The 19,419-nt window shown below is 59.5% G+C and carries 16 protein-coding genes and 1 pseudogene; 14 read left to right on the top strand and 3 right to left on the bottom strand.

Going from position 1 to position 19,419, the window contains the following annotated elements:
• The first annotated feature begins 167 nt into the window (after positions 1–167).
• Positions 168–497 carry a Rieske 2Fe-2S domain-containing protein gene (locus tag BWR59_RS30555; protein WP_081569414.1) on the top strand — a complete coding sequence of 110 codons (330 nt, stop codon included), beginning with the start codon at positions 168–170 and terminating at the stop codon, positions 495–497.
• On the opposite strand, the gene sfsA is transcribed toward BWR59_RS30555, so the two are convergent.
• Both sfsA and BWR59_RS30545 read right to left on the bottom strand, forming a co-directional pair.
• Entirely contained in the window at positions 475–1,218 is a 744-nt protein-coding gene (sfsA, locus tag BWR59_RS30550; protein WP_081569387.1) for a DNA/RNA nuclease SfsA, read from the bottom strand. The genes BWR59_RS30555 and sfsA overlap by 23 nt on opposite strands.
• Positions 1,218–2,390, bottom strand: a complete 1,173-nt coding sequence (locus BWR59_RS30545; protein WP_081569386.1) for a pyridoxal phosphate-dependent aminotransferase — start codon at positions 2,388–2,390, stop codon at positions 1,218–1,220. The genes sfsA and BWR59_RS30545 overlap by 1 nt, the downstream gene beginning before the upstream one ends.
• Positions 2,391–2,738: 348 nt before the next feature.
• Here BWR59_RS30545 and dksA point away from each other — a divergent pair, with 348 nt between their 5' ends.
• The 11 genes and pseudogenes from dksA to pgi all read left to right on the top strand — a co-directional run bounded on the left by dksA (position 2,739) and on the right by pgi (position 15,451).
• Positions 2,739–3,182, top strand: a complete 444-nt coding sequence (gene dksA / locus BWR59_RS30540) for an RNA polymerase-binding protein DksA (protein WP_081569385.1) — start codon at positions 2,739–2,741, stop codon at positions 3,180–3,182.
• An 89-nt stretch (positions 3,183–3,271) separates the two neighbouring features.
• Positions 3,272–4,159 (top strand): tRNA glutamyl-Q(34) synthetase GluQRS, encoded by an 888-nt coding sequence (gene gluQRS / locus BWR59_RS30535; protein WP_081569384.1) that lies wholly within the window; start codon positions 3,272–3,274, stop codon positions 4,157–4,159.
• A 116-nt stretch (positions 4,160–4,275) separates the two neighbouring features.
• Positions 4,276–4,452, top strand: a complete 177-nt coding sequence (locus tag BWR59_RS32210) for a hypothetical protein (RefSeq protein ID WP_002552060.1) — start codon at positions 4,276–4,278, stop codon at positions 4,450–4,452.
• Positions 4,436–7,390: a sensor histidine kinase gene (locus BWR59_RS30530; RefSeq protein WP_168184551.1), complete on the top strand. Its 2,955-nt coding sequence runs from the start codon at positions 4,436–4,438 to the stop codon at positions 7,388–7,390. The genes BWR59_RS32210 and BWR59_RS30530 overlap by 17 nt, the downstream gene beginning before the upstream one ends.
• A 22-nt stretch (positions 7,391–7,412) precedes the next feature.
• Positions 7,413–8,852: a sigma-54 dependent transcriptional regulator gene (locus BWR59_RS30525; RefSeq protein ID WP_081569382.1), complete on the top strand. Its 1,440-nt coding sequence runs from the start codon at positions 7,413–7,415 to the stop codon at positions 8,850–8,852.
• Between the two features lie 767 nt (positions 8,853–9,619).
• A complete protein-coding gene (locus tag BWR59_RS30520; protein WP_081569381.1) occupies positions 9,620–11,017 on the top strand; it encodes a polynucleotide adenylyltransferase PcnB in 1,398 nt (465 codons plus the stop codon).
• Positions 11,018–11,034: 17 nt separating this feature from the next.
• Positions 11,035–11,514: a 2-amino-4-hydroxy-6-hydroxymethyldihydropteridine diphosphokinase gene (gene folK / locus BWR59_RS30515; RefSeq protein ID WP_081569413.1), complete on the top strand. Its 480-nt coding sequence runs from the start codon at positions 11,035–11,037 to the stop codon at positions 11,512–11,514.
• A gap of 340 nt (positions 11,515–11,854) precedes the next feature.
• Positions 11,855–12,655 (top strand): 3-methyl-2-oxobutanoate hydroxymethyltransferase, encoded by an 801-nt coding sequence (gene panB, locus BWR59_RS30510; RefSeq protein WP_081569380.1) that lies wholly within the window; start codon positions 11,855–11,857, stop codon positions 12,653–12,655.
• Positions 12,652–13,503: a pantoate--beta-alanine ligase gene (panC, locus tag BWR59_RS30505; RefSeq protein ID WP_081569379.1), complete on the top strand. Its 852-nt coding sequence runs from the start codon at positions 12,652–12,654 to the stop codon at positions 13,501–13,503. Before panB ends, panC begins: the two co-directional genes overlap by 4 nt.
• 32 nt (positions 13,504–13,535) lie before the next feature.
• Positions 13,536–13,625, top strand: a pseudogene (locus BWR59_RS32205) (aspartate 1-decarboxylase); the annotation flags it as partial.
• A gap of 161 nt (positions 13,626–13,786) precedes the next feature.
• Positions 13,787–15,451, top strand: coding sequence for a glucose-6-phosphate isomerase (pgi, locus tag BWR59_RS30500; protein ID WP_081569378.1), 1,665 nt, complete (start codon positions 13,787–13,789; stop codon positions 15,449–15,451).
• A 97-nt stretch (positions 15,452–15,548) separates the two neighbouring features.
• On the opposite strand, the gene BWR59_RS30495 is transcribed toward pgi, so the two are convergent.
• Positions 15,549–16,115 carry a hypothetical protein gene (locus BWR59_RS30495; RefSeq protein ID WP_081569377.1) on the bottom strand — a complete coding sequence of 189 codons (567 nt, stop codon included), beginning with the start codon at positions 16,113–16,115 and terminating at the stop codon, positions 15,549–15,551.
• A gap of 224 nt (positions 16,116–16,339) precedes the next feature.
• Here BWR59_RS30495 and acs point away from each other — a divergent pair, with 224 nt between their 5' ends.
• Together acs and BWR59_RS30485 are read left to right on the top strand one after the other, a co-directional pair.
• On the top strand, positions 16,340–18,277 hold the full coding sequence (gene acs / locus BWR59_RS30490) for an acetate--CoA ligase (protein ID WP_081569376.1): 1,938 nt from the start codon (positions 16,340–16,342) through the stop codon (positions 18,275–18,277).
• Positions 18,278–18,286: 9 nt separating this feature from the next.
• Positions 18,287–19,156, top strand: coding sequence for an oxygenase MpaB family protein (locus BWR59_RS30485; RefSeq protein ID WP_081569375.1), 870 nt, complete (start codon positions 18,287–18,289; stop codon positions 19,154–19,156).
• Positions 19,157–19,419: the final 263 nt, after the last annotated feature.

The raw sequence follows: 19,419 nt of genomic DNA, 5'->3' as shown, positions 1-19,419 counted from the left end.
GGAGTCCTTTATAGGGAGAAAACACGCCTGATCGGTCTTGGAAGATCTGGCTTGGAACCGTATCGGATCGACGCGCGATTTGCCGAGCTGTCAGACTAGGACGCTCGGCACAGCCGGGCAATTTGATAATTATTTGCATTTACGCGTCAAGCGCGAAGGAGACTCCGCTGGAATACTTGTGTAACGGGGATGACCTGGCTGAGGGAAAAAGCCGAGGTTTCGATGTCGACGGGCTGCAACTCCTGGCGGTCAGGCGCGCGGGTCAGGTTCATGTCTACCGGAACCGTTGCCCGCACCGCGGCGTGCCCCTGGAGTGGCACCCGGACCAGTTTCTCGATGCCCGCGCCAGCCTGATTCGATGCGCGACCCACGGCGCACTGTTTCTGATCGAGAGTGGCGAATGCATCGCCGGCCCTTGCGAGGGCAAATATCTGAGCGCGATCGATTGCGGCGAAGACGCTCAAGGTATCTGGATCAATCCACCAGAACAGGACTAAGCGGGCGCTTATCTGTGAGGTGGATTTCCAGGCGACGATCAACGCGCACCTCCTCGGGCGTCAGTTGCACGCCGTAGGCCAGCACTTCGACTCCCGCCTGTACCGCACTCCTCAACGCCTCGGCGTACGCTGCGTCGATTTCCTCCGCCGGGCGCACCGCTTCTATGCCCGTCAGGTTGACGCAGTACAGCAGTACCGCGCGCACACCCTCTCGCGCCAGCGCTGCCAGCTCCCGCAAATGCTTGGCACCGCGCTGAGTAACGGCATCGGGAAAGGCCGCCACGTTGCTGTCGTCAAAGCCCAGCGTCACGCTCTTCACTTCGAGGAACAGCGGGCCTTGCGGGTAGTCCAGACGGAAGTCCACGCGGCTGTTTTCCTGCCCGTACGCCACTTCGCGCTTGAGCGCAGTAAAACCGTTCAGTTCGGTGATCACCCCCGCGAGCAGCGCTTCTTCCACCAGTTTGTTCGCGCGCCCTGTGTTCACGCAGGCAAAGCGTCCCTGAGGGGTTTCGCTGATTTCCCAAGTGCCCGGCAACTTGCGCTTGGGGTCGTTGGAACGACTGAACCAGACGCGACCGTTGGGCATCATGCAGTTGAACATCGAGCCGGTGTTGGGGCAATGGATGGTCAGACGTTCGCCGCCAGGCGTTTCGATATCCGCGAGAAAACGCTTGTAGCGCTGAATCAGACGGCCTTCTTCGAGCTCGGGAGAAAAACGCATCAGCCTTGCCAACTCCGCAAGCCACGAGCGATTCGGTCCACCGCTTCCTGTAGGCGCGGCAGGCTCTGGGTGTAGGCAAAACGCACGTGGTGACTGGCCTGATAGCGCCCGAAATCCAGCCCCGGAGTGAAGGCGACGTGTTCCGTTTCCAGAAAATGCCGGCAGAATGCGAATGCATCGCCGCCAAACGCACTGATATCGGCATAAAGATAGAAAGCGCCCTCGGGTTCGACAGCGATCTTGAAGCCCAGCTCCCGCAGGGCGGGAAGCAGGAAGTCCCGACGCTTGCCAAATTCCGCCCTACGTTGCTCGAGGATTTCCAGGGTTTGAGGCTCGAAACAAGCCAGCGCCGCACTTTGCGCCATGCTCGGAGCACTGATGTAGAGGTTTTGCGCGAGCTTTTCCAGGTCGCCAATCGCCGCTTCCGGCGCGACCAGCCAACCCAGTCGCCAACCGGTCATACCGAAGTACTTGGAAAAACTATTCAGCACGAACGCGTCGTCGTCCACTTCCAGCACGCTGGCGGCGTCGGTTCCGTAGGTGAGGCCGTGATAAATTTCGTCCACCACCAAATGACCGTGCCGCGCCTTGAGCGAGGCGGACAGTGCTGCGAGCTCGTCGCGATGCAGCAGTGTGCCGGTCGGGTTCGCTGGCGACGCCACCAGTGCGCCCACGCTGTCCTGGTCCCAATGTCGAGAGACCAGATCCGGCGTCAGTTGATAACGCACCTCCGGACCAACGGGCACCAGCTGTGCAGCGCCTTCCACCAACCTCAGAAAATGCCGGTTGCAGGGGTAACCCGGATCGGCCAGCAGCCAGTGCTTGCCCGGATCGACCAGCAGGCTCGCCGCCAACAGCAAGGCTCCTGAGCCCCCGGGTGTGATCAGAATCCTGCCCGGATCAACATTCACCCCGTAGCGTTGTGCATAAAACCCGGAAATGGCCTCGCGCAACTCAGGCAAACCTCGGGCAGCGGTGTAGCGGGTCTTCCCGGCGGCCAACGCAGCCTGCCCGGCCTTGATGATGGGTTCAGCGGTAGTGAAATCCGGCTCACCGATCTCCAGGTGAATGACGTCGTGCCCCGCTGCCTGCAATTCATTGGCACGGGCCAGCAGCGCCATGACATGAAAGGGTTCGATGGCGCGACTGCGCGCGCTGTAGGGCTGGGGCATTGGCCTTCCTTTAAAGACGAGTGTGCGAAACGATTCGCCGATTCTACCCAACCGCCTGCCTCGCTACAGGCTTTATCGCTTCTGTGGGCAGATATGCCGGTGATCCACAAAAGCAGATGATGTCGCAGAAGGGGCTAGACTGATGGCACTGCAAAATAATATAAAACCGGGCGCTTTGGCTGTGGTCATAGTTCACGGGCGCGTTGTAGAGCCATGCTCGACAACCGGGAGTAGCGCGCTCCGATTCGATCTGGTAAGTTCGCCCGCTTGCAGCCGCAGGGCCGGCAGGTGTCGGCGATGGATCATTACCCTGCGCAATGGCTTAGAAGAGTGAGAGGCGGTCCGTTCATGCCCACCGAAGAAAAGCAAAAAAGCAATCAAACGATCAGCGGTTTCGAACCCTACGTTCCGACGAAGGATGAGGAATACATGGGCAAGCCCATGCGCGCTCACTTCGTCAAGATCCTGAACAAGTGGAAACAGGATCTGATGCAGGAAGTCGACCGCACGGTTGATCATATGAAGGACGAAGCGGCCAACTTCCCTGACCCTGCTGACCGTGCAAGTCAGGAAGAAGAGTTCGCCCTGGAACTGCGTGCTCGTGACCGTGAGCGCAAGTTGATCAAGAAGATCGACAAGACGCTGCAACTGATCGAAGACGAAGAGTACGGCTGGTGTGAGTCCTGCGGCATCGAGATCGGCTTGCGCCGCCTGGAAGCCCGCCCGACTGCCGACCTGTGCATCGACTGTAAGACGCTGGCTGAAATCAAGGAAAAACAGATCGGTAAATGATCCTGTTTTCATATAAGACAAAGGACGCTTCGGCGTCCTTTGTTGTTTTGGAGTTGTCCAAAAAACGATTTCCAGTACCATCACCGCCCATGAAATCCCCTTCTTATATAGGGCGCTTTGCGCCAACGCCCAGCGGCTATCTGCACTTCGGCTCTCTGGTCGCGGCATTGGCGTCGTACCTGGACGCGCGCGCTGTCGGCGGCAAATGGCTGATGCGCATGGAAGACCTGGACCCGCCCCGCGAAGAGCCGGGTGCGCAAGCCGCGATCCTCAAGACACTGGAAACCTACGGGTTCGAGTGGGATGGCGAACTGGTCAGACAAAGCGACCGGCATGACGCCTATCAGAACATTATCAATCGCTGGTTCAGTCACGGGCTCGCCTACGCCTGCACCTGTTCGCGTAAACAGCTGGAAGATTTCCAGGGTATTTACCCAGGCTTCTGTCGTAACGCAGGGCATTCGCCTGACAATGCCGCCATCCGGATTCGTGTGCCGGAACTGGAATACCGGTTCGAAGACCGGGTTCAGGGTGAGTTTCGTCAGCACCTGGGCCGAGAGGTGGGCGATTTCGTGATCCGCCGCCGCGATGGTCTGTACGCCTATCAACTCGCGGTGGTCCTCGACGATGGCTGGCAAGGCGTGACTGACATCGTGCGTGGCGCCGACCTGCTGGACTCCACACCGCGCCAGCTGTACCTGCAGGAACTGCTCGGCCTGCCGCAACCGCGATACCTGCATGTCCCGCTGATCACCCAGCCCGATGGCCACAAGCTGGGTAAGTCCTACCGATCCCCGCCTCTGCCGTCCGATCAGGCCACACCGCTTCTGCTTCGGGCGTTGCGCGCGCTTGGGCAACCGGTACCGAGCGAACTGTCCCATGCCACACCACGGGAAGTGCTCGACTGGGGAATCGCCCATTGGAGTGCCGATTTGATTCCACGGGTCGCCACTATCGAAGAAGCTCGAATAGACTGATCTAGAGCGGTTGCTCCAAACTGCACCACAAAGCTGGCCGAAACGTCGCTTGCAGCCTGATAGCCATCCGTTACCATGCCGCTCCTTCAGTCGCGTCAGTCAACCTGGGAGGCCAGATGTACATTTATCGATTGGTCCTGCTTCTCGTGGTAGGCATCTACCTCTTCTCCCCGGCCATCATGGACTGGTGGATCGACGCGACAGGCGCCTGGTACCGGCCTTACATGCTATGGCTGATCCTGATCGTGGTGACTTTCATTCTGCAGAGCCAACGAGATGCCGATGAGCTTTAGCCTGACCCAGATGATCCTGGTCAGCGCCGCCTACCTTCTGGTTTTGTTCAGCGTGGCCTGGATCAGTGAGCGTGGCCTGATCCCGCGCTGGATCATCCGTCACCCGCTGACCTACACCCTGTCCCTGGGTGTTTATGCCAGCGCATGGGCGTTTTACGGCACCGTGGGCCTGGCCTACCAATACGGCTACGGTTTTTTGTCCAGTTATCTGGGCGTATCGGGCGCTTTTCTGCTGGCTCCGGTACTGCTGTACCCCATTCTGAAGATCACTCGCACCTACCAGCTATCGTCGCTGGCTGACCTGTTCGCGTTCCGTTTTCGCAGCACCTGGGCCGGTGCACTGACCACGATCTTCATGCTGATCGGCGTTTTGCCGCTGCTGGCCCTGCAAATCCAGGCCGTTGCGGATTCGATGGCGATCCTGACCCGCGAGCCCGTTCGCAACTACGTGGCCTTTGCCTTCTGCGTGCTGATCATCCTGTTCACCATCTTCTTCGGCTCGCGGCACATCGCCACGCGGGAGAAACATGAAGGGCTGGTGTTCGCCATCGCCTTCGAGTCGGTGATCAAGCTGGTGGCCCTCGGGGGGATCGGGATTTACGCGCTGTATGGCGTATTCGACGGCCCGGCAAGCCTTGAACAATGGCTGCTGCAGAATCAAAGCGCGCTGGCTGCACTGCACACCCCCTTGCAGGAAGGCCCATGGCGCACGCTGCTGCTGGTGTTCTTCGCCTCGGCAATCGTGATGCCGCACATGTATCACATGACCTTCACCGAAAATCTCAACCCGCGCTCACTGGTCAGCGCCAGTTGGGGCCTGCCCCTGTTTCTGCTGCTGATGAGCCTGGCAGTGCCTCTGGTACTGTGGGCCGGGCTGAAACTGGGTGCCACCACCAGCCCTGAATACTTCACCCTCGGCATCGGCATTGCAGCCAATAACAAGCTGCTGGCGCTGCTGGCCTATGTGGGCGGGCTTTCGGCGGCGAGCGGACTGATCATCGTCACCACGCTGGCGTTGTCCGGCATGGCTTTGAACCATCTGGTCCTGCCGCTCTATCAGCCGCCTGCCGAGGGCAACATCTATCGCTGGCTTAAATGGACCCGCCGCGGGCTGATCGTAGCGATCATCATGGCGGGTTATGGCTTCTATCTGCTGCTGGGCGCCAAGCAAGACCTTGCGAATCTGGGCATTGTCGCCTTCGTCGCCACGCTGCAGTTCTTGCCAGGGGTGCTTTCGGTCCTCTACTGGCCAGCAGCCAACCGTCGCGGCTTCATGGCGGGCTTGATCGCCGGTATCGCGGTGTGGATGCTCAGCATGCTGTTTCCGCTGATCGGCAACTTCCAGGGCTTTTACATCCCGCTGTTGAACATGATTTACGTGCTGGACGACACCAGCTGGCACATGGCGGCAATCGCGTCGCTGGCCGCTAACGTGCTGGTGTTCACGCTGATTTCGCTGTTCAGCAATCCGAGCCCCGAAGAAGCCAGCGCCGCGGAAGCCTGCGCCGTGGACAACGTTCGTCGTCCGCAACGACGCGAGCTGCACGCGGTATCGCCTCAGGAGTTTGCCACGCAACTGGCAAAACCGTTGGGGGCGAAGGCGGCGCAAAAGGAAGTCGAACAGGCTTTGCGCGACCTCTATCTGCCATTCGATGAGCGCCGCCCTTATGCCCTGCGCCGTTTGCGTGATCGCATTGAGGCTAACTTGTCCGGGCTGATGGGGCCAAGCGTCGCACAAGACATGGTTGAAACCTTCCTGCCTTATAAATCAGGCAGCGAAAACTACGTGACAGAAGACATTCACTTCATCGAGAGCCGTCTCGAGGACTATCACTCGCGCCTTACCGGGCTTGCCGCCGAGCTCGATGCATTGCGCCGCTACCATCGCCAGACCCTGCAGGAGCTGCCGATGGGTGTCTGCTCGCTGGCCAAGGATCAAGAGATCCTGATGTGGAACAAGGCCATGGAAGAGCTCACCGGCATAGGCGCGCAACGCGTCGTCGGATCGAGGCTTGAAACCATCGTCGACCCATGGCGGCAACTGCTGCTGGGCTTCATCAACGTGCCGGACGAACACCTGCACAAGCAACGTCTGGCGCTGGACGGCCAGACCCGCTGGCTGAATTTGCACAAAGCCGCCATCGATGAGCCGCTGGCGCCGGGTAACAGCGGCTTGGTGATCCTCGTCGAAGACCTGACTGACACTCAGATGCTGGAAGACAAACTGGTGCATTCGGAGCGCCTTGCGAGCATTGGTCGTCTGGCTGCCGGCGTTGCCCACGAGATCGGCAACCCGATCACCGGCATCGCCTGCCTTGCGCAAAACCTGCGCGAAGAGCGCGAGGAAGACGGCGAACTGACGGAAATCAGCAGCCAGATCATCGAACAGACCAAACGCGTGTCGCGCATCGTGCAGTCGCTGATGAGCTTCGCCCACGCAGGCGGACATCAACATGCCGACGAAGCGGTGTGCCTGGCCGAAGTCGCGCAGGATGCCATTGGTCTGCTGGCGCTGAATCGCCGGAATTTCGAGGTGCATTTCTATAACCTGTGCAACCCGAACCACTGGGTCGATGGCGATCCGCAGCGCCTGGCTCAGGTGCTGATCAACCTGCTTTCAAACGCACGTGACGCCTCGCCTGCGGGCAGCGCGGTACGGGTAAAGAGTGAGGCCTGCGAACATACGGTGGATTTGATCGTCGAAGATGAAGGCACCGGAATTCCCAAAGCAATCATGGACCGCTTGTTCGAACCGTTCTTCACCACCAAGGATCCGGGCGAAGGAACAGGACTGGGGCTCGCACTGGTCTATTCCATCGTTGAAGAGCATTATGGACAAATCACCATCGACAGCCCGGCTGACCCCGAGCAACAGCGCGGAACCCGTATTCGGGTGACCCTGCCGCGACATGTCGAAGCGACGTCCGCCGTGAACTGAGACCGTCGAGAGAATCGAATCAATGCCGCACATTTTGATCGTCGAAGACGAAACCATCATCCGCTCTGCCTTGCGTCGCCTGCTGGAACGAAATCAGTACCAGGTCAGTGAAGCCGGATCCGTGCAGGAAGCTCAGGAACGTTTCAGCATCCCCTCGTTTGATCTGATCGTCAGTGACCTGCGCCTGCCCGGCGCGCCCGGCACCGAACTGATCAAACTCGGCCAGGGTAAGCCTGTGCTGATCATGACCAGCTACGCCAGCCTGCGCTCGGCCGTGGATTCAATGAAGATGGGCGCGGTGGACTACATCGCCAAACCCTTCGACCACGATGAAATGCTCCAGGCGGTTTCGCGCATCCTGCGTGACCGGCAGACGGTGCAAAGCATTCAGGCCGAACGCGTCGCGGCGGGCAAGGCATCCGCTTCCGACAAGCCAGGTGCTGACAATAGCAATGGCGAGATTGGCATCATCGGTTCCTGTCCACCGATGCAGGATCTGTACAACAAGATCCGCAAAGTGGCGCCGACCGACTCCAATGTCCTGATCCAGGGTGAGTCCGGCACAGGTAAAGAACTGGTGGCCCGCGCCCTGCACAACCTTTCGCGCCGCGCCAAGGCGCCGATGATTTCGGTGAACTGCGCGGCGATCCCCGAAACGCTGATCGAGTCCGAACTGTTTGGCCATGAGAAAGGCGCTTTCACCGGCGCCAGCGCAGGTCGCGCAGGCCTTGTGGAAGCCGCCGACGGTGGGACGCTGTTTCTCGACGAAATCGGCGAGCTGCCGCTCGAAGCGCAGGCTCGCCTGTTGCGCGTGCTTCAGGAAGGCGAGATTCGTCGGGTCGGCTCAGTCCAGTCGCAAAAGGTCGACGTTCGTCTGATCGCTGCGACCCACCGCGACCTCAAGAGCCTGGCAAAGGTCGGTCAGTTCCGTGAAGACCTTTATTACCGTCTCCATGTGATAGCCCTGAAGCTTCCGGCCCTGCGCGAGCGTGGCGCCGACGTCAACGAAATCGCCAATGCGTTTCTCGCCCGTCAAAGCGCCAAAGCCGGACGTAACGATCTGAAGTTTGGACCCGACGCCGAGCAGGCTATTCGTCACTATTCCTGGCCGGGTAACGTGCGTGAACTGGAAAACGCAGTCGAGCGCGCGGTCATTCTGTGCGAAAGCCCGGAAATCTCGGCTGACCTGCTGGGCATCGACATCGAGCTCAGTGATCTGGATGTCGATGAGTTCATCGGTCTGGCACCACAGACCTCCAGTTCCGCAAGCTCCACCGCCCATGAACCTACCGAAGATCTCTCACTGGAAGACTACTTCCAGCACTTCGTTCTTGAGCATCAGGACCACATGACCGAAACCGAACTGGCGCGCAAACTCGGCGTCAGCCGCAAGTGCCTGTGGGAACGTCGCCAGCGTCTGGGTATCCCTCGTCGCAAGACCGGTGTAGCCAGCGAAACCTGAGGCGCAATCCTCGCACAGGGCTCTGGCACGCGGTGTTCAGGGCTTGTGAAAAAACTGTTACCTCATCAGCGACACGTAACAAAAGCCGGGGCGTACGGTAACGTAACCCCGGTTTTTTTTGGCCTCCGCAAAATAGCGTCGTTTTGCCACACCCCCGTATTTAAAGGCCTGCAGCGTTTTACACAAAAGTTGGCACGGCTTCTGCTATATGTATTCGTACAAGAACAACAAAAATCAGTCACCCGCAAAACAACACAATAAAAACAAGACGAATCGACTCACGCATAACAAGAACAACACGGCGGAGGCGCAGCTAACTGATTCTTTTGGAGAGGCGTTGCATTTGGGACTTGTCCCGCAACCAGGCCGAGAACAACAAAAAACTACCCTAAGGTAGAGCCTGAACTGGTTGGATCGATTGATCATTGCAGCACAGCGACCAAAGCAATCCGTTTGCTCTTGACTCCCGATTGGGAGGTTTCACAGGCGAAAGCCGTGAATTGGGCGCTCAACAAAAACAAAAAGCCCAACAGACAATAAAAATAAGAGCACGCACTTTGGGGGAGCTTCGGCTCCCCCAGTAGCTTCCGGGACAAAGATCCTGACGCGACATCCCCTCATAACAAGCCCTAAACCCCCGTTCAGCCTGCCTCAAGACGGCGTTCGCGCAGCGTCCTACACCATCCCTCGACTAAATGCTAGAATCCCCGCCCATCATGCGGTCATTCTTCGAAATTGGCCGAATATTCCTTCAAACAGTGCATCCCATGCTGAAGAAGCTGTTCCAGTCATTCCGTTCTCCTCTGCGCAAACCGCAGCAACATACGCGTACAACGCCTGAAGTGCTCAGCAGCAGCCAGCATTCGTTGCAGCGCAATCAATTCAGCCGCTATGCGGTGAGCATCGTCGAGCGCCTGCAGAATGCGGGTTACCAGGCCTATCTGGTCGGCGGTTGCGTACGTGACCTGATGCTGGGCATCACGCCGAAAGACTTCGACGTCGCCACCAGCGCCACACCTGAGCAAGTCCGCGCAGAATTCCGCAACGCCCGCATCATCGGCCGCCGTTTCAAACTGGTTCACATCCATTTCGGCCGCGAAATCATCGAGGTGGCGACCTTCCGCGCCAATCACCCGCAAGATGACGAAGACGAAGACAGCAACCAGTCTTCGCGCAACGAGAGCGGGCGGATTCTGCGGGACAACGTGTATGGCACGCTGGAAGAAGACGCCCAGCGTCGCGACTTCACCATCAACGCCCTGTATTACGATCCGGTCACCGAGCGGGTGCTCGATTACGCCAACGGCGTTCACGACATTCGCAATCGCCTGATCCGTCTGATCGGCGATCCGCAACAGCGCTATAAAGAAGACCCGGTGCGGATGCTGCGCGCCGTGCGTTTCGCCGCCAAGCTGGATTTCGGCATTGAAAAACACAGCGCCACGCCGATTCGCCCACTGGCGCCGATGCTGCGCGATATTCCGGCGGCCCGCCTGTTCGAAGAAGTGCTGAAGCTGTTTCTGTCCGGATATGCCGAACCGACCTTCGAGATGCTGGTGGATCTGGAACTCTTCGAGCCCTTGTTCCCGGCCAGCGCCAAGGCGCTGGAGTACAACCCTACTTATACCCACACGCTGATCAGCGAGGCCTTGGCCAATACCGATCTGCGCGTGCGCCAGAACAAACCGGTAACACCGGCGTTCCTGTTTGCTGCATTGCTCTGGCCTGCCCTGCCCGCGCGTGTCCTGCGCTTGCAGGAACGCGGCATGCCACCAATTCCCGCCATGCAGGAAGCGGCTCACGAGCTGATCGCCGAGCAGTGCCAGCGCATCGCCATTCCGAAGCGTTTCACCATGCCGATCCGCGAGATCTGGGACATGCAGGAGCGTCTGCCTCGTCGTTCCGGCAAGCGTGCCGATCTGCTGCTGGACAACCCGCGCTTCCGCGCTGGCTACGACTTCCTGCTGCTGCGTGAAAGCGCTGGCGAGGAAACCGATGGCCTTGGCGAATGGTGGACCGAGTATCAGGACGCCAACGAAGCAGGTCGTCGCGACATGATCCGCGATCTGGGCAGCAAATCCGAAACAACTGGCCAGGGCCCGCGCAAACGTCGCCGCAGTGGCGGTGGCAAGCGCAAACGTGCTGGCGCCGACGCGTCGGAATGATGTCAGGGCAAGTGAACATGGAGCGTGTGTTTATCGGCATGGGCAGCAACCTTGCCGATCCTGCCGAGCAGCTGCGTGACGCCCTCAAGGCGCTGGCGCAATTGCCGCAAACCCGTTTGTCAGGCGTTTCTTCGTTCTACGTGAGCGACTCGCTGCTACCCGGTCAGCCGCGTTACACCAATGCGGTCGCAGCCCTGGACACGGCGCTGCAACCGCTGGCGCTGCTTGATGCCCTGCAAGCCATCGAAAACGGTCAGGGCCGCGAACGCCTCGAGCGCTGGGGGCCGCGAACCCTGGACCTGGACATTCTGCTGTTCGGCGATCGAGTGATCGACGAGCCCCGCTTGAAAGTGCCGCACTACCACATGCAGGCCCGAGCGTTCGTGCTGTATCCGCTCGCCGAACTGGCGCCGGGAATTACCCTTGCCGACGGCCGCGCGCTGGATGGCCTGCTTGCAGGCTGCCCGTTCGAAGGGCTGGAGCGGCTGCACGGTTGACCATCGCCACTTCCTTCCTGGCGAAGTCCCTGTAGCAGTCCGGCCTGTCAGCGGTGGCGTTCCGGGAAACGCTACCGCCGGCAAGCCGGACTGCTACAGAATCGGTTCACCCGATGTTCTCCGTTACACCCTTCGGTAACATCCCGATCAAACCGGTAACACCCGGAATTGACTTCCCGCCCCCTCCTCACGAAGATAAGCGTCCCGAAGCCGGAGTACCGGCCCCTAGGCGCCAAACAGGTCTTTGCAAACATCGCGAAACGACGATGTGCCTGCGTTTGCAGAATGAATCACGCGTTGCTCGCCGTCGTATTCACAGCGCCTGAATGAGGACTTTTTCATGCCAGATATCACCGTTACGTCCCTGCTGGGCCTGAAGCAGAAAGGTGAGAAGATCACCATGCTCACCTGCTACGACGCGACCTTCGCCCACACTGCCAGCCAGGCGGGTGTCGAAGTGCTGCTGGTCGGCGACTCGCTGGGAATGGTCCTGCAAGGCCACGACAGTACGCTGCCAGTCACCACTTCCGAAATGGCCTATCACGTTGCCAGCGTCAAACGCGGCAATCAGGGTGCAATGATCCTCGCCGACCTTCCCTTCATGGCCTACGCCACCGCCGAACAGACCTTCGCCAACAGTGCGATGCTGATGCAGGCAGGTGCGCACATGATCAAGGTCGAGGGCGCGGCATGGCTGGGCGAATCGATTCGTCTGCTGGCCGAGCGCGGTATTCCGGTGTGCGCGCACATGGGGCTGACGCCTCAAGCGGTCAACGTGCTGGGCGGCTATAAAGTGCAGGGGCGTCATGAGTCCCAGGCGCGGCAGATGCGCGCCGATGCCATCACGCTGGAGCAGGCCGGTGCGGCGATGATTCTGCTGGAATGCGTCCCGAGCGAGTTGGCCCAGGAAATCACCTCAGCGGTGAAGATTCCAGTGATCGGCATCGGCGCCGGTAGCGCCACCGACGGGCAGGTCCTGGTGCTGCACGACATGCTCGGGCTGTCGATCAGCGGCCGCGTGCCGAAGTTCGTGAAAAACTTCATGACTGGCCAGCCAGACATCCAGTCGGCCATCGCCGCCTATGTCAGCGCCGTCAAAGACGTCAGCTTTCCCGCTCCAGAACACGGATTCTCGGCATGAACACAGTAAAAACCGTGCGCGAGCTGCGCGCTGCCGTCGCACGTGCGCGCAGCGAAGGCAAACGTATCGCGCTCGTCCCCACCATGGGCAACCTGCACAGCGGCCACACCGCGCTGGTCACCAAGGCCACGCAACGGGCCGACTTTGTGGTAGCGAGCATTTTCGTCAACCCGTTGCAGTTCGGCCCTAACGAAGACTTGGCGACCTATCCGCGCACCTTGGCTGCCGACCAGGAAAAACTGCTGCAAGCCGGTTGCCACTTGCTGTTCACGCCAACCGTCGAAGAAATGTATCCCCATGGCATGGCCGACCAGACCATCGTTCGCGTGCCCGTGGTTTCCGAAGGTCTGTGCGGCGGCAGTCGTCCGGGGCACTTCGATGGCGTTTCCACTGTTGTCAGCAAGCTGTTCAACATGGTCCAGCCTGACCTCGCAATCTTCGGTCAGAAAGACTTCCAGCAACTGGCGGTGATCAGTGCACTGGTGCGTGACATGAACATGCCGATCCAGATCATCGGCGAGCCGACCGTGCGTGCAGCGGACGGCCTGGCGCTGTCTTCGCGCAACGGCTATCTGACCGAAGCAGAGCGCGCCACCGCCCCGGTGCTATACCGCGTCATCAAGCAGATCGGCGACGCACTGCAAAAAGGTGAGAAGAACTACGCGCAACTGCTGGACGACGGCAGAAAAGCGCTCGAAACGGCAGGTTTGCGCCCTGACTATCTGGAAATTCGCCAGGCCGTCAGCCTGCGTCCGGCCACTCCTGACGATCAGGATCTGGTGGTGCTGGGCGCGGCGTTTCTGGGCAAGACCCGTTTGATCGACAATCTTCATCTGGCGAAGGAATGACAAGGACCGCAAAGCGGATATTCGCAACTATGCTCACTAGCCCGAGGCCGCGCATGCTCTATATGGCGCCGGGCAATGAACTTCGCCACATGAGCAATGCCATACCGGTACATGTCGCCTGAGAAAGGCGACACTACCTTGTGAGAAAAAGTACCGAGCAAAGGTAAAGCAAGGCGCAGACATCGGCGCGTCCGGGGGTTAGTCTTCGCAGACGCGCGCATTCGATCCCGCCCTGGCTTTTCAGTGTCCAAAAGGCAGTCCAAGTACAAGGAAACCCGCAGCGATGGCGTACTACCGCACTCCTCATGACGTCACCACCCTGCCCGCCTGGCAGGCGCTCACCGATCACCGCAAAGCCATGCAGAATTTCAGCATGCGTGAGGCGTTCAACGAAGACCCGCAACGTTTCAACGAATTCACCCTCAGCAGCAGTGGGCTGTTCCTCGATTATTCGAAAAACCTGATCACCACCGAAACCCGTCAGTTGTTGGTCAACCTGGCCAATGAAGTCGGTCTGAAAGACGCAATCAAGGCGCAGTATGACGGCGAGCCGGTCAACTCTTCGGAAAACCGCCCGGCACTGCACACCGCGTTGCGTCGCCCAGTAGGCGACAAGCTGATGGTCAACGGCACCAACGTGATGCCGGAAGTCCACAAGGTGCTGAACCAGATCACCGACTTGGTCGGCCGCATCCACGACGGGCTGTGGCGCGGTTACACCGAGAAGCCGATCACAGACGTGGTCAACATCGGTATCGGTGGCTCGTTCCTCGGCCCTGAGCTGGTGTCCGAAGCCCTGTTGTCCTACGCACAGAAAGGCGTTCGCTGCCACTATCTGGCGAACATCGACGGCACCGAGCTGCACGAACTGACCGCCAAGCTGCGCGCGGAGACCACGCTGTTCATCGTCTCGTCGAAGACCTTCAGCACGCTGGAAACCCTGAAAAACGCCACCGCCGCTCGCGCCTGGTACCTGGCACAAGGTGGCTCGGAAGCCGAGCTGTATCGTCACTTCATCGCAGTGTCGAGCAACAATGCTGCGGCCGTGGCGTTCGGCATTCGTGAAGAGAACATCTTTCCGATGTGGGACTGGGTCGGCGGTCGTTACTCGCTGTGGTCGGCCATCGGCCTGCCAATCGCGCTGGCCATCGGCATGTCCAACTTCAAGGAGCTGCTGTCCGGTGCCTACACCATGGACCAGCACTTCCAGAACGCATCGTTCGAACAGAACATGCCGGTGCTGCTCGGTCTCCTGGGCGTCTGGTACGGCAACTTCTGGGGCGCGCAGAGCCACGCGATCCTGCCGTACGACCACTACCTGCGCAACATCACCAAGCACTTGCAGCAGTTGGACATGGAATCCAACGGCAAGAGCGTGCGCCAGGACGGCGTGCCGGTGAAGACCGATACCGGCCCAGTAATTTGGGGTGGCGTCGGCGCCAACGGGCAGCATGCCTATCACCAGTTGTTGCACCAAGGCACCCAGCTGATTCCCGCAGACTTTATAGTGCCGATCGTCAGCTTCAACCCGGTCTCCGACCACCACCAATGGCTATACGCCAACTGCCTGTCGCAAAGCCAGGCGTTGATGCAAGGCAAGACCCGCGAAGAAGCAGAGGCCGAGTTGCGTGCCAAGGGCATTGCCGAAGCAGAAGTGCAACGCGTCGCCCCGCATAAGGTCATTCCGGGTAATCGTCCGAGCAACACGATCGTGTGCGAGCGCATCAGCCCTCGCCGCCTGGGTGCGTTGGTTGCGATGTATGAGCACAAGGTCTTTGTGCAGAGCGTGGTCTGGGGCACCAACGCCTTTGATCAGTGGGGTGTCGAATTGGGCAAAGAACTGGGCAAAGGCGTCTACGGACGTTTGGTCGGCACCGACGAAACGCCTGCCGAGGACGCATCGACCCAAGGTCTGATCAACTACTTCCGCGGTCGTCACCGCGGCTGATCGCGCCCTCTGCAATACCTTCAAACCCGCCCCCTCGCAAGAGGCGGCGGGTTTTTAATGCCCTTGGACTGGCAGACACGCCGTCAATGCAAACCAGTCACTCCTCGATGTCCGGCAACAACGTCGGATCGAGATCGATCACATGCTGCCGTGGATTTCTTTCGCAGATGAAGTGATCGCTGCGTGGCCCTTCTTTCGGCCCCACGTGACGCAGATGCATGTTCGAGCCGCACCATGGGCACGTTGCGGTGAATCGATTGACATAGATGCCGCCCCGATCGCCGATTTCCAGGTAGTGGCGCGACCCGAAGAAATGTTCGAACTTGCGTCGGCGTAATACCGCTGATGTCACCACCATGACAACCGAAACCATCAGCGCGAACATCAATAGCATCGTCCAGGAGCTCTGCTTGCCTGGAAACGGAAAGAGCGCGAAATACAGCCCAAACAAACTGGCGGCTCCCGTGACATAGCCAAATGCCGAAACGCGTTCACTGTTGAGGTGACGACCGCCAAACGCGGGCGCCCGCTGGATGTCCATTTGTTGCGGGGTAAAGGTGGGCCGCTCTGTCTGGTTGATGTTCAGGTGGGCACCTCTGAAATCGCCAACACCCACATTCAAACTGTTGTCACCCGTCTGTGACCCGTGATTGTCGCCGGACAAAGCGGTCTCCTGCAGCGCGTACGCGAAAAATTTGGGCGGTTATTATTCACGGACTGCCCAGACATCACTGTCGGCTGCAGCTTTGTATCTCGTAGGACCGCACGTCACTTTCTGTCATACATGGATGTCAGTCACCGCCACCCGTGATCGCGACAAGCCTGAACCTCGGCACCAGCGGCTACTCTGAAAGAGAGCCGTACTCACAAGAATAAACAGGAGACGCCATGTTCAATCTCAGCGATTTCCCGCAAGCCGATGCCACGCGCAAGGCTGCCCAATTAAGCGCCGAGGACTATCAGCGGCTTTATCGGCAATCCATTGAACAGCCCGATGTGTTCTGGGCAGAGCAGGCCAACAAATTCCTCGACTGGTCCTCGAAGTGGGATCAGGTTCAGCAGTCCGATCTCAAAACTGGGGCCGCCAGTTGGTTTACAGGCGGCAAGCTGAACGTCAGTTACAACTGCATTGACCGCCACCTGGCAAAGCGCGGCGATCAGGTTGCGATCATCTGGGAAGGCGACAACCCTTCCGAATCCGCAGAAATCACCTACAAGAAGCTTCACCACAACGTCGCCCGTCTGGCGAATGTGCTGAAAGCACGTGGAGTCAGGAAAGGCGACCGTGTGTGCATTTATATGCCGATGGTTCCGGAAGCGGCTTACGCGATGCTCGCGTGCACACGGATCGGCGCGGTGCACTCGGTAGTATTCGGCGGTTTTTCGCCTGACGCACTGCGCGACCGAATCCTCGACGCCGATTGCCAGACTGTGATTACCGCCGACGAAGGCGTACGCGGCGGCAAGTACGTGCCCCTCAAACAGAACGTCGATAAGGCACTGCAAAGCTGCCCCAATGTCGGCACCGTGCTGGTGATAAAACGCACCGAGGGCGAGGTGGATTGGGTTGAGGGCCGTGACATCTGGTATCACGAGGCCTTGCACGGCATCAGCGTCGACTGCCCGCCTGAGCCCATGGACGCCGAAGATCCGTTGTTCATCCTTTACACCTCCGGCAGCACAGGGAAACCCAAAGGGGTATTGCACACCACCGGCGGTTATCTGTTGCAGGCGGCGATGACTCACCAATACGTGTTCGACTACCGCGATGGCGAAATCTACTGGTGCACCGCCGACGTCGGCTGGGTCACCGGCCACAGCTATATTGTCTACGGGCCGTTGGCCAACGGCGCGACCACCCTGATCTTCGAGGGTGTGCCGAACTACCCGGACACTTCGCGTTTCTGGCAGGTGATCGATAAACATCATGTGAACATCTTCTACACCGCGCCAACAGCCCTGCGTGCGCTGATGCGTGAAGGCCCAAAACCTTTGGAGAACACTAGCCGTGAGAGCTTGCGAGTGCTCGGCACGGTGGGTGAGCCCATCAACCCGGAAGCGTGGGAGTGGTACTTCCACAAAGTAGGAAAGGAGCGCTGCCCCATTGTCGATACCTGGTGGCAAACCGAGACCGGCGGCATCATGCTCACCCCACTGGTCAGCACCACGCCCTTGAAACCGGGCTGCGCTACCCAACCGATGTTCGGGGTACTACCGGTGTTGCTGGACGACAAGGGCAAAGAGCTTGAAGGCGCCACCAGCGGGTTGTTGGCGATCAAAGCCAGTTGGCCCGGTCAGATCCGGGGCGTATACGGCGACCAGAAACGCATGGTCGAAACCTACTTCAAACCCTACCCCGGCTACTACTTCACCGGCGACGGTGCACGTCGCGATCAGGATGGCCATTACTGGATCACCGGGCGTGTGGACGACGTAATCAACGTGTCCGGGCACCGCATTGGCACAGCCGAAGTCGAGAGCGCGCTGGTCCTGCATGACAGCGTGGCCGAGGCGGCGGTCGTCGGTTACCCACACGACGTCAAAGGCATGGGGATTTACGCGTTCGTGACCACCATGGCCGGCGTCGAACCGGACGAGGCGCTGCAGAAGGAACTGCTGGCGCTGGTCAGCAAGGAAATCGGCAGCTTTGCCAAACCGGAGTTGATCCAGTGGGCGCCAGCCTTGCCGAAAACCCGCTCAGGGAAGATCATGCGGCGCATTCTGCGCAAGATCGCCTGCAATGAACTGGACAGCCTGGGGGATATTTCGACCCTAGCGGATTCGAGCGTGGTGGAGGGTTTGATCGAGAAGCGGCTTAACCAATAACGGACACCCATGGAATTCATCCGCACACGTATCGAAACCCAGGTCATGAGCATGACCGGCCTGGCCTTGGGCCAACTGGATATGGAAAACCCCAAGGGCGATCCCGGCTTGTTCGGGCCGCAGGCCGTGTGCTGGCAGGTGCACGGTGACTTTCCCAGCATGCTGATTGGCGGCATCTGCGCGTTGATGCTGCAGATGCTTCACCCTCGCGTGTTGGCCGGTGTCTGGGATCATTCCAACTTTCGTGAGGACATGCTCGGACGGCTGCGGCGTACCGGGCAGTTCATTTCCGGCACAACCTTCGGCTCGACCCATGACGCCAACTGGCTGATCGATAAAGTACGCGGCATTCATTCGCAGATCAGCGGGACCGCTCCAGACGGCAGCGTTTATGCCGCCGATGACCCGGCCCTGCTGACGTGGGTGCACGTTGCAGAAGTCAGCAGTTTCATGGCTGCCCACCTGCGTTATCTGAACCCTGATCTGTCGTTGGCCGATCGGGATCGCTACTACGCCGAAACCGCCCTTGTCGCCGAACGTCTCGGTGCTCGTGACGTACCACGCTCAGCCGTACAAATCGCCCGCTACCTGGACGACATACGCCCTCATCTGGTGTGCGATGAGCGTACGCATGAGGTCCTGCGCATTCTGCGACATGCTCCCGCGCCGAGCCGGATGGCAAAACCCATGGGCAATCTGATGATGCAGGCCGGAATCGAGCTGATGCCCGAGTGGGCCAGCGCGATGTTCGATATCCAGCTGGGCGGCTTCAAGCGTGGAATGATCCGCGCGGGCGTAAACCGGACCGCTCCGATTCTGCGTTGGGCAGTGCGCAATGCGTCGGTTCATCGGGCCAGACGCAGGATGGGGGTGGTTTGAATCTCCCAGACACCATAAATCAACTGTGGGAGGGAGCTTGCTCACGAAAGGAATGAGTCAGTCACATCAAACTGTCTGACACAACGCATTCGCGAGCAGGCTCCCTCCCACAGGGTTCGTCACCGACCGTCAGGTCGTTGTTGCATCTCGGGCCTGCCGGGCACTGAAGCAAAACGACAAAGGGCTTAAATTATCCCCGTCATTCATGCCACCATGTGCGCCCTTGACTCCGCTGTCCCGGACCTCGCCCTTTCCAGCTTTCC

The sequence above is a fragment of the Pseudomonas sp. Bc-h genome, from assembly GCF_002080045.1.
Lineage (GTDB): Bacteria > Pseudomonadota > Gammaproteobacteria > Pseudomonadales > Pseudomonadaceae > Aquipseudomonas.
Note: the sequence above shows the minus strand (reverse complement) of the source record. Positions and strands in the feature narration are given on the sequence as shown.

Excerpts from the sequence above, each read along its gene's own strand:
- sfsA (WP_081569387.1), bottom strand. The coding sequence starts at position 1,218 with ATGCGTTTTTCTCCCGAGCTCGAAGAAGGCCGTCTGATTCAGCGCTAC.
- BWR59_RS30545 (WP_081569386.1), bottom strand. The coding sequence starts at position 2,390 with ATGCCCCAGCCCTACAGCGCGCGCAGTCGCGCCATCGAACCCTTTCAT.
- dksA (WP_081569385.1), top strand. The coding sequence starts at position 2,739 with ATGCCCACCGAAGAAAAGCAAAAAAGCAATCAAACGATCAGCGGTTTC.
- gluQRS (WP_081569384.1), top strand. The coding sequence starts at position 3,272 with ATGAAATCCCCTTCTTATATAGGGCGCTTTGCGCCAACGCCCAGCGGC.
- BWR59_RS32210 (WP_002552060.1), top strand. The coding sequence starts at position 4,276 with ATGTACATTTATCGATTGGTCCTGCTTCTCGTGGTAGGCATCTACCTC.
- BWR59_RS30530 (WP_168184551.1), top strand. The coding sequence starts at position 4,436 with ATGCCGATGAGCTTTAGCCTGACCCAGATGATCCTGGTCAGCGCCGCC.
- BWR59_RS30525 (WP_081569382.1), top strand. The coding sequence starts at position 7,413 with ATGCCGCACATTTTGATCGTCGAAGACGAAACCATCATCCGCTCTGCC.
- BWR59_RS30520 (WP_081569381.1), top strand. The coding sequence starts at position 9,620 with ATGCTGAAGAAGCTGTTCCAGTCATTCCGTTCTCCTCTGCGCAAACCG.
- folK (WP_081569413.1), top strand. The coding sequence starts at position 11,035 with ATGGAGCGTGTGTTTATCGGCATGGGCAGCAACCTTGCCGATCCTGCC.
- panB (WP_081569380.1), top strand. The coding sequence starts at position 11,855 with ATGCCAGATATCACCGTTACGTCCCTGCTGGGCCTGAAGCAGAAAGGT.
- panC (WP_081569379.1), top strand. The coding sequence starts at position 12,652 with ATGAACACAGTAAAAACCGTGCGCGAGCTGCGCGCTGCCGTCGCACGT.
- pgi (WP_081569378.1), top strand. The coding sequence starts at position 13,787 with ATGGCGTACTACCGCACTCCTCATGACGTCACCACCCTGCCCGCCTGG.
- acs (WP_081569376.1), top strand. The coding sequence starts at position 16,340 with ATGTTCAATCTCAGCGATTTCCCGCAAGCCGATGCCACGCGCAAGGCT.
- BWR59_RS30485 (WP_081569375.1), top strand. The coding sequence starts at position 18,287 with ATGGAATTCATCCGCACACGTATCGAAACCCAGGTCATGAGCATGACC.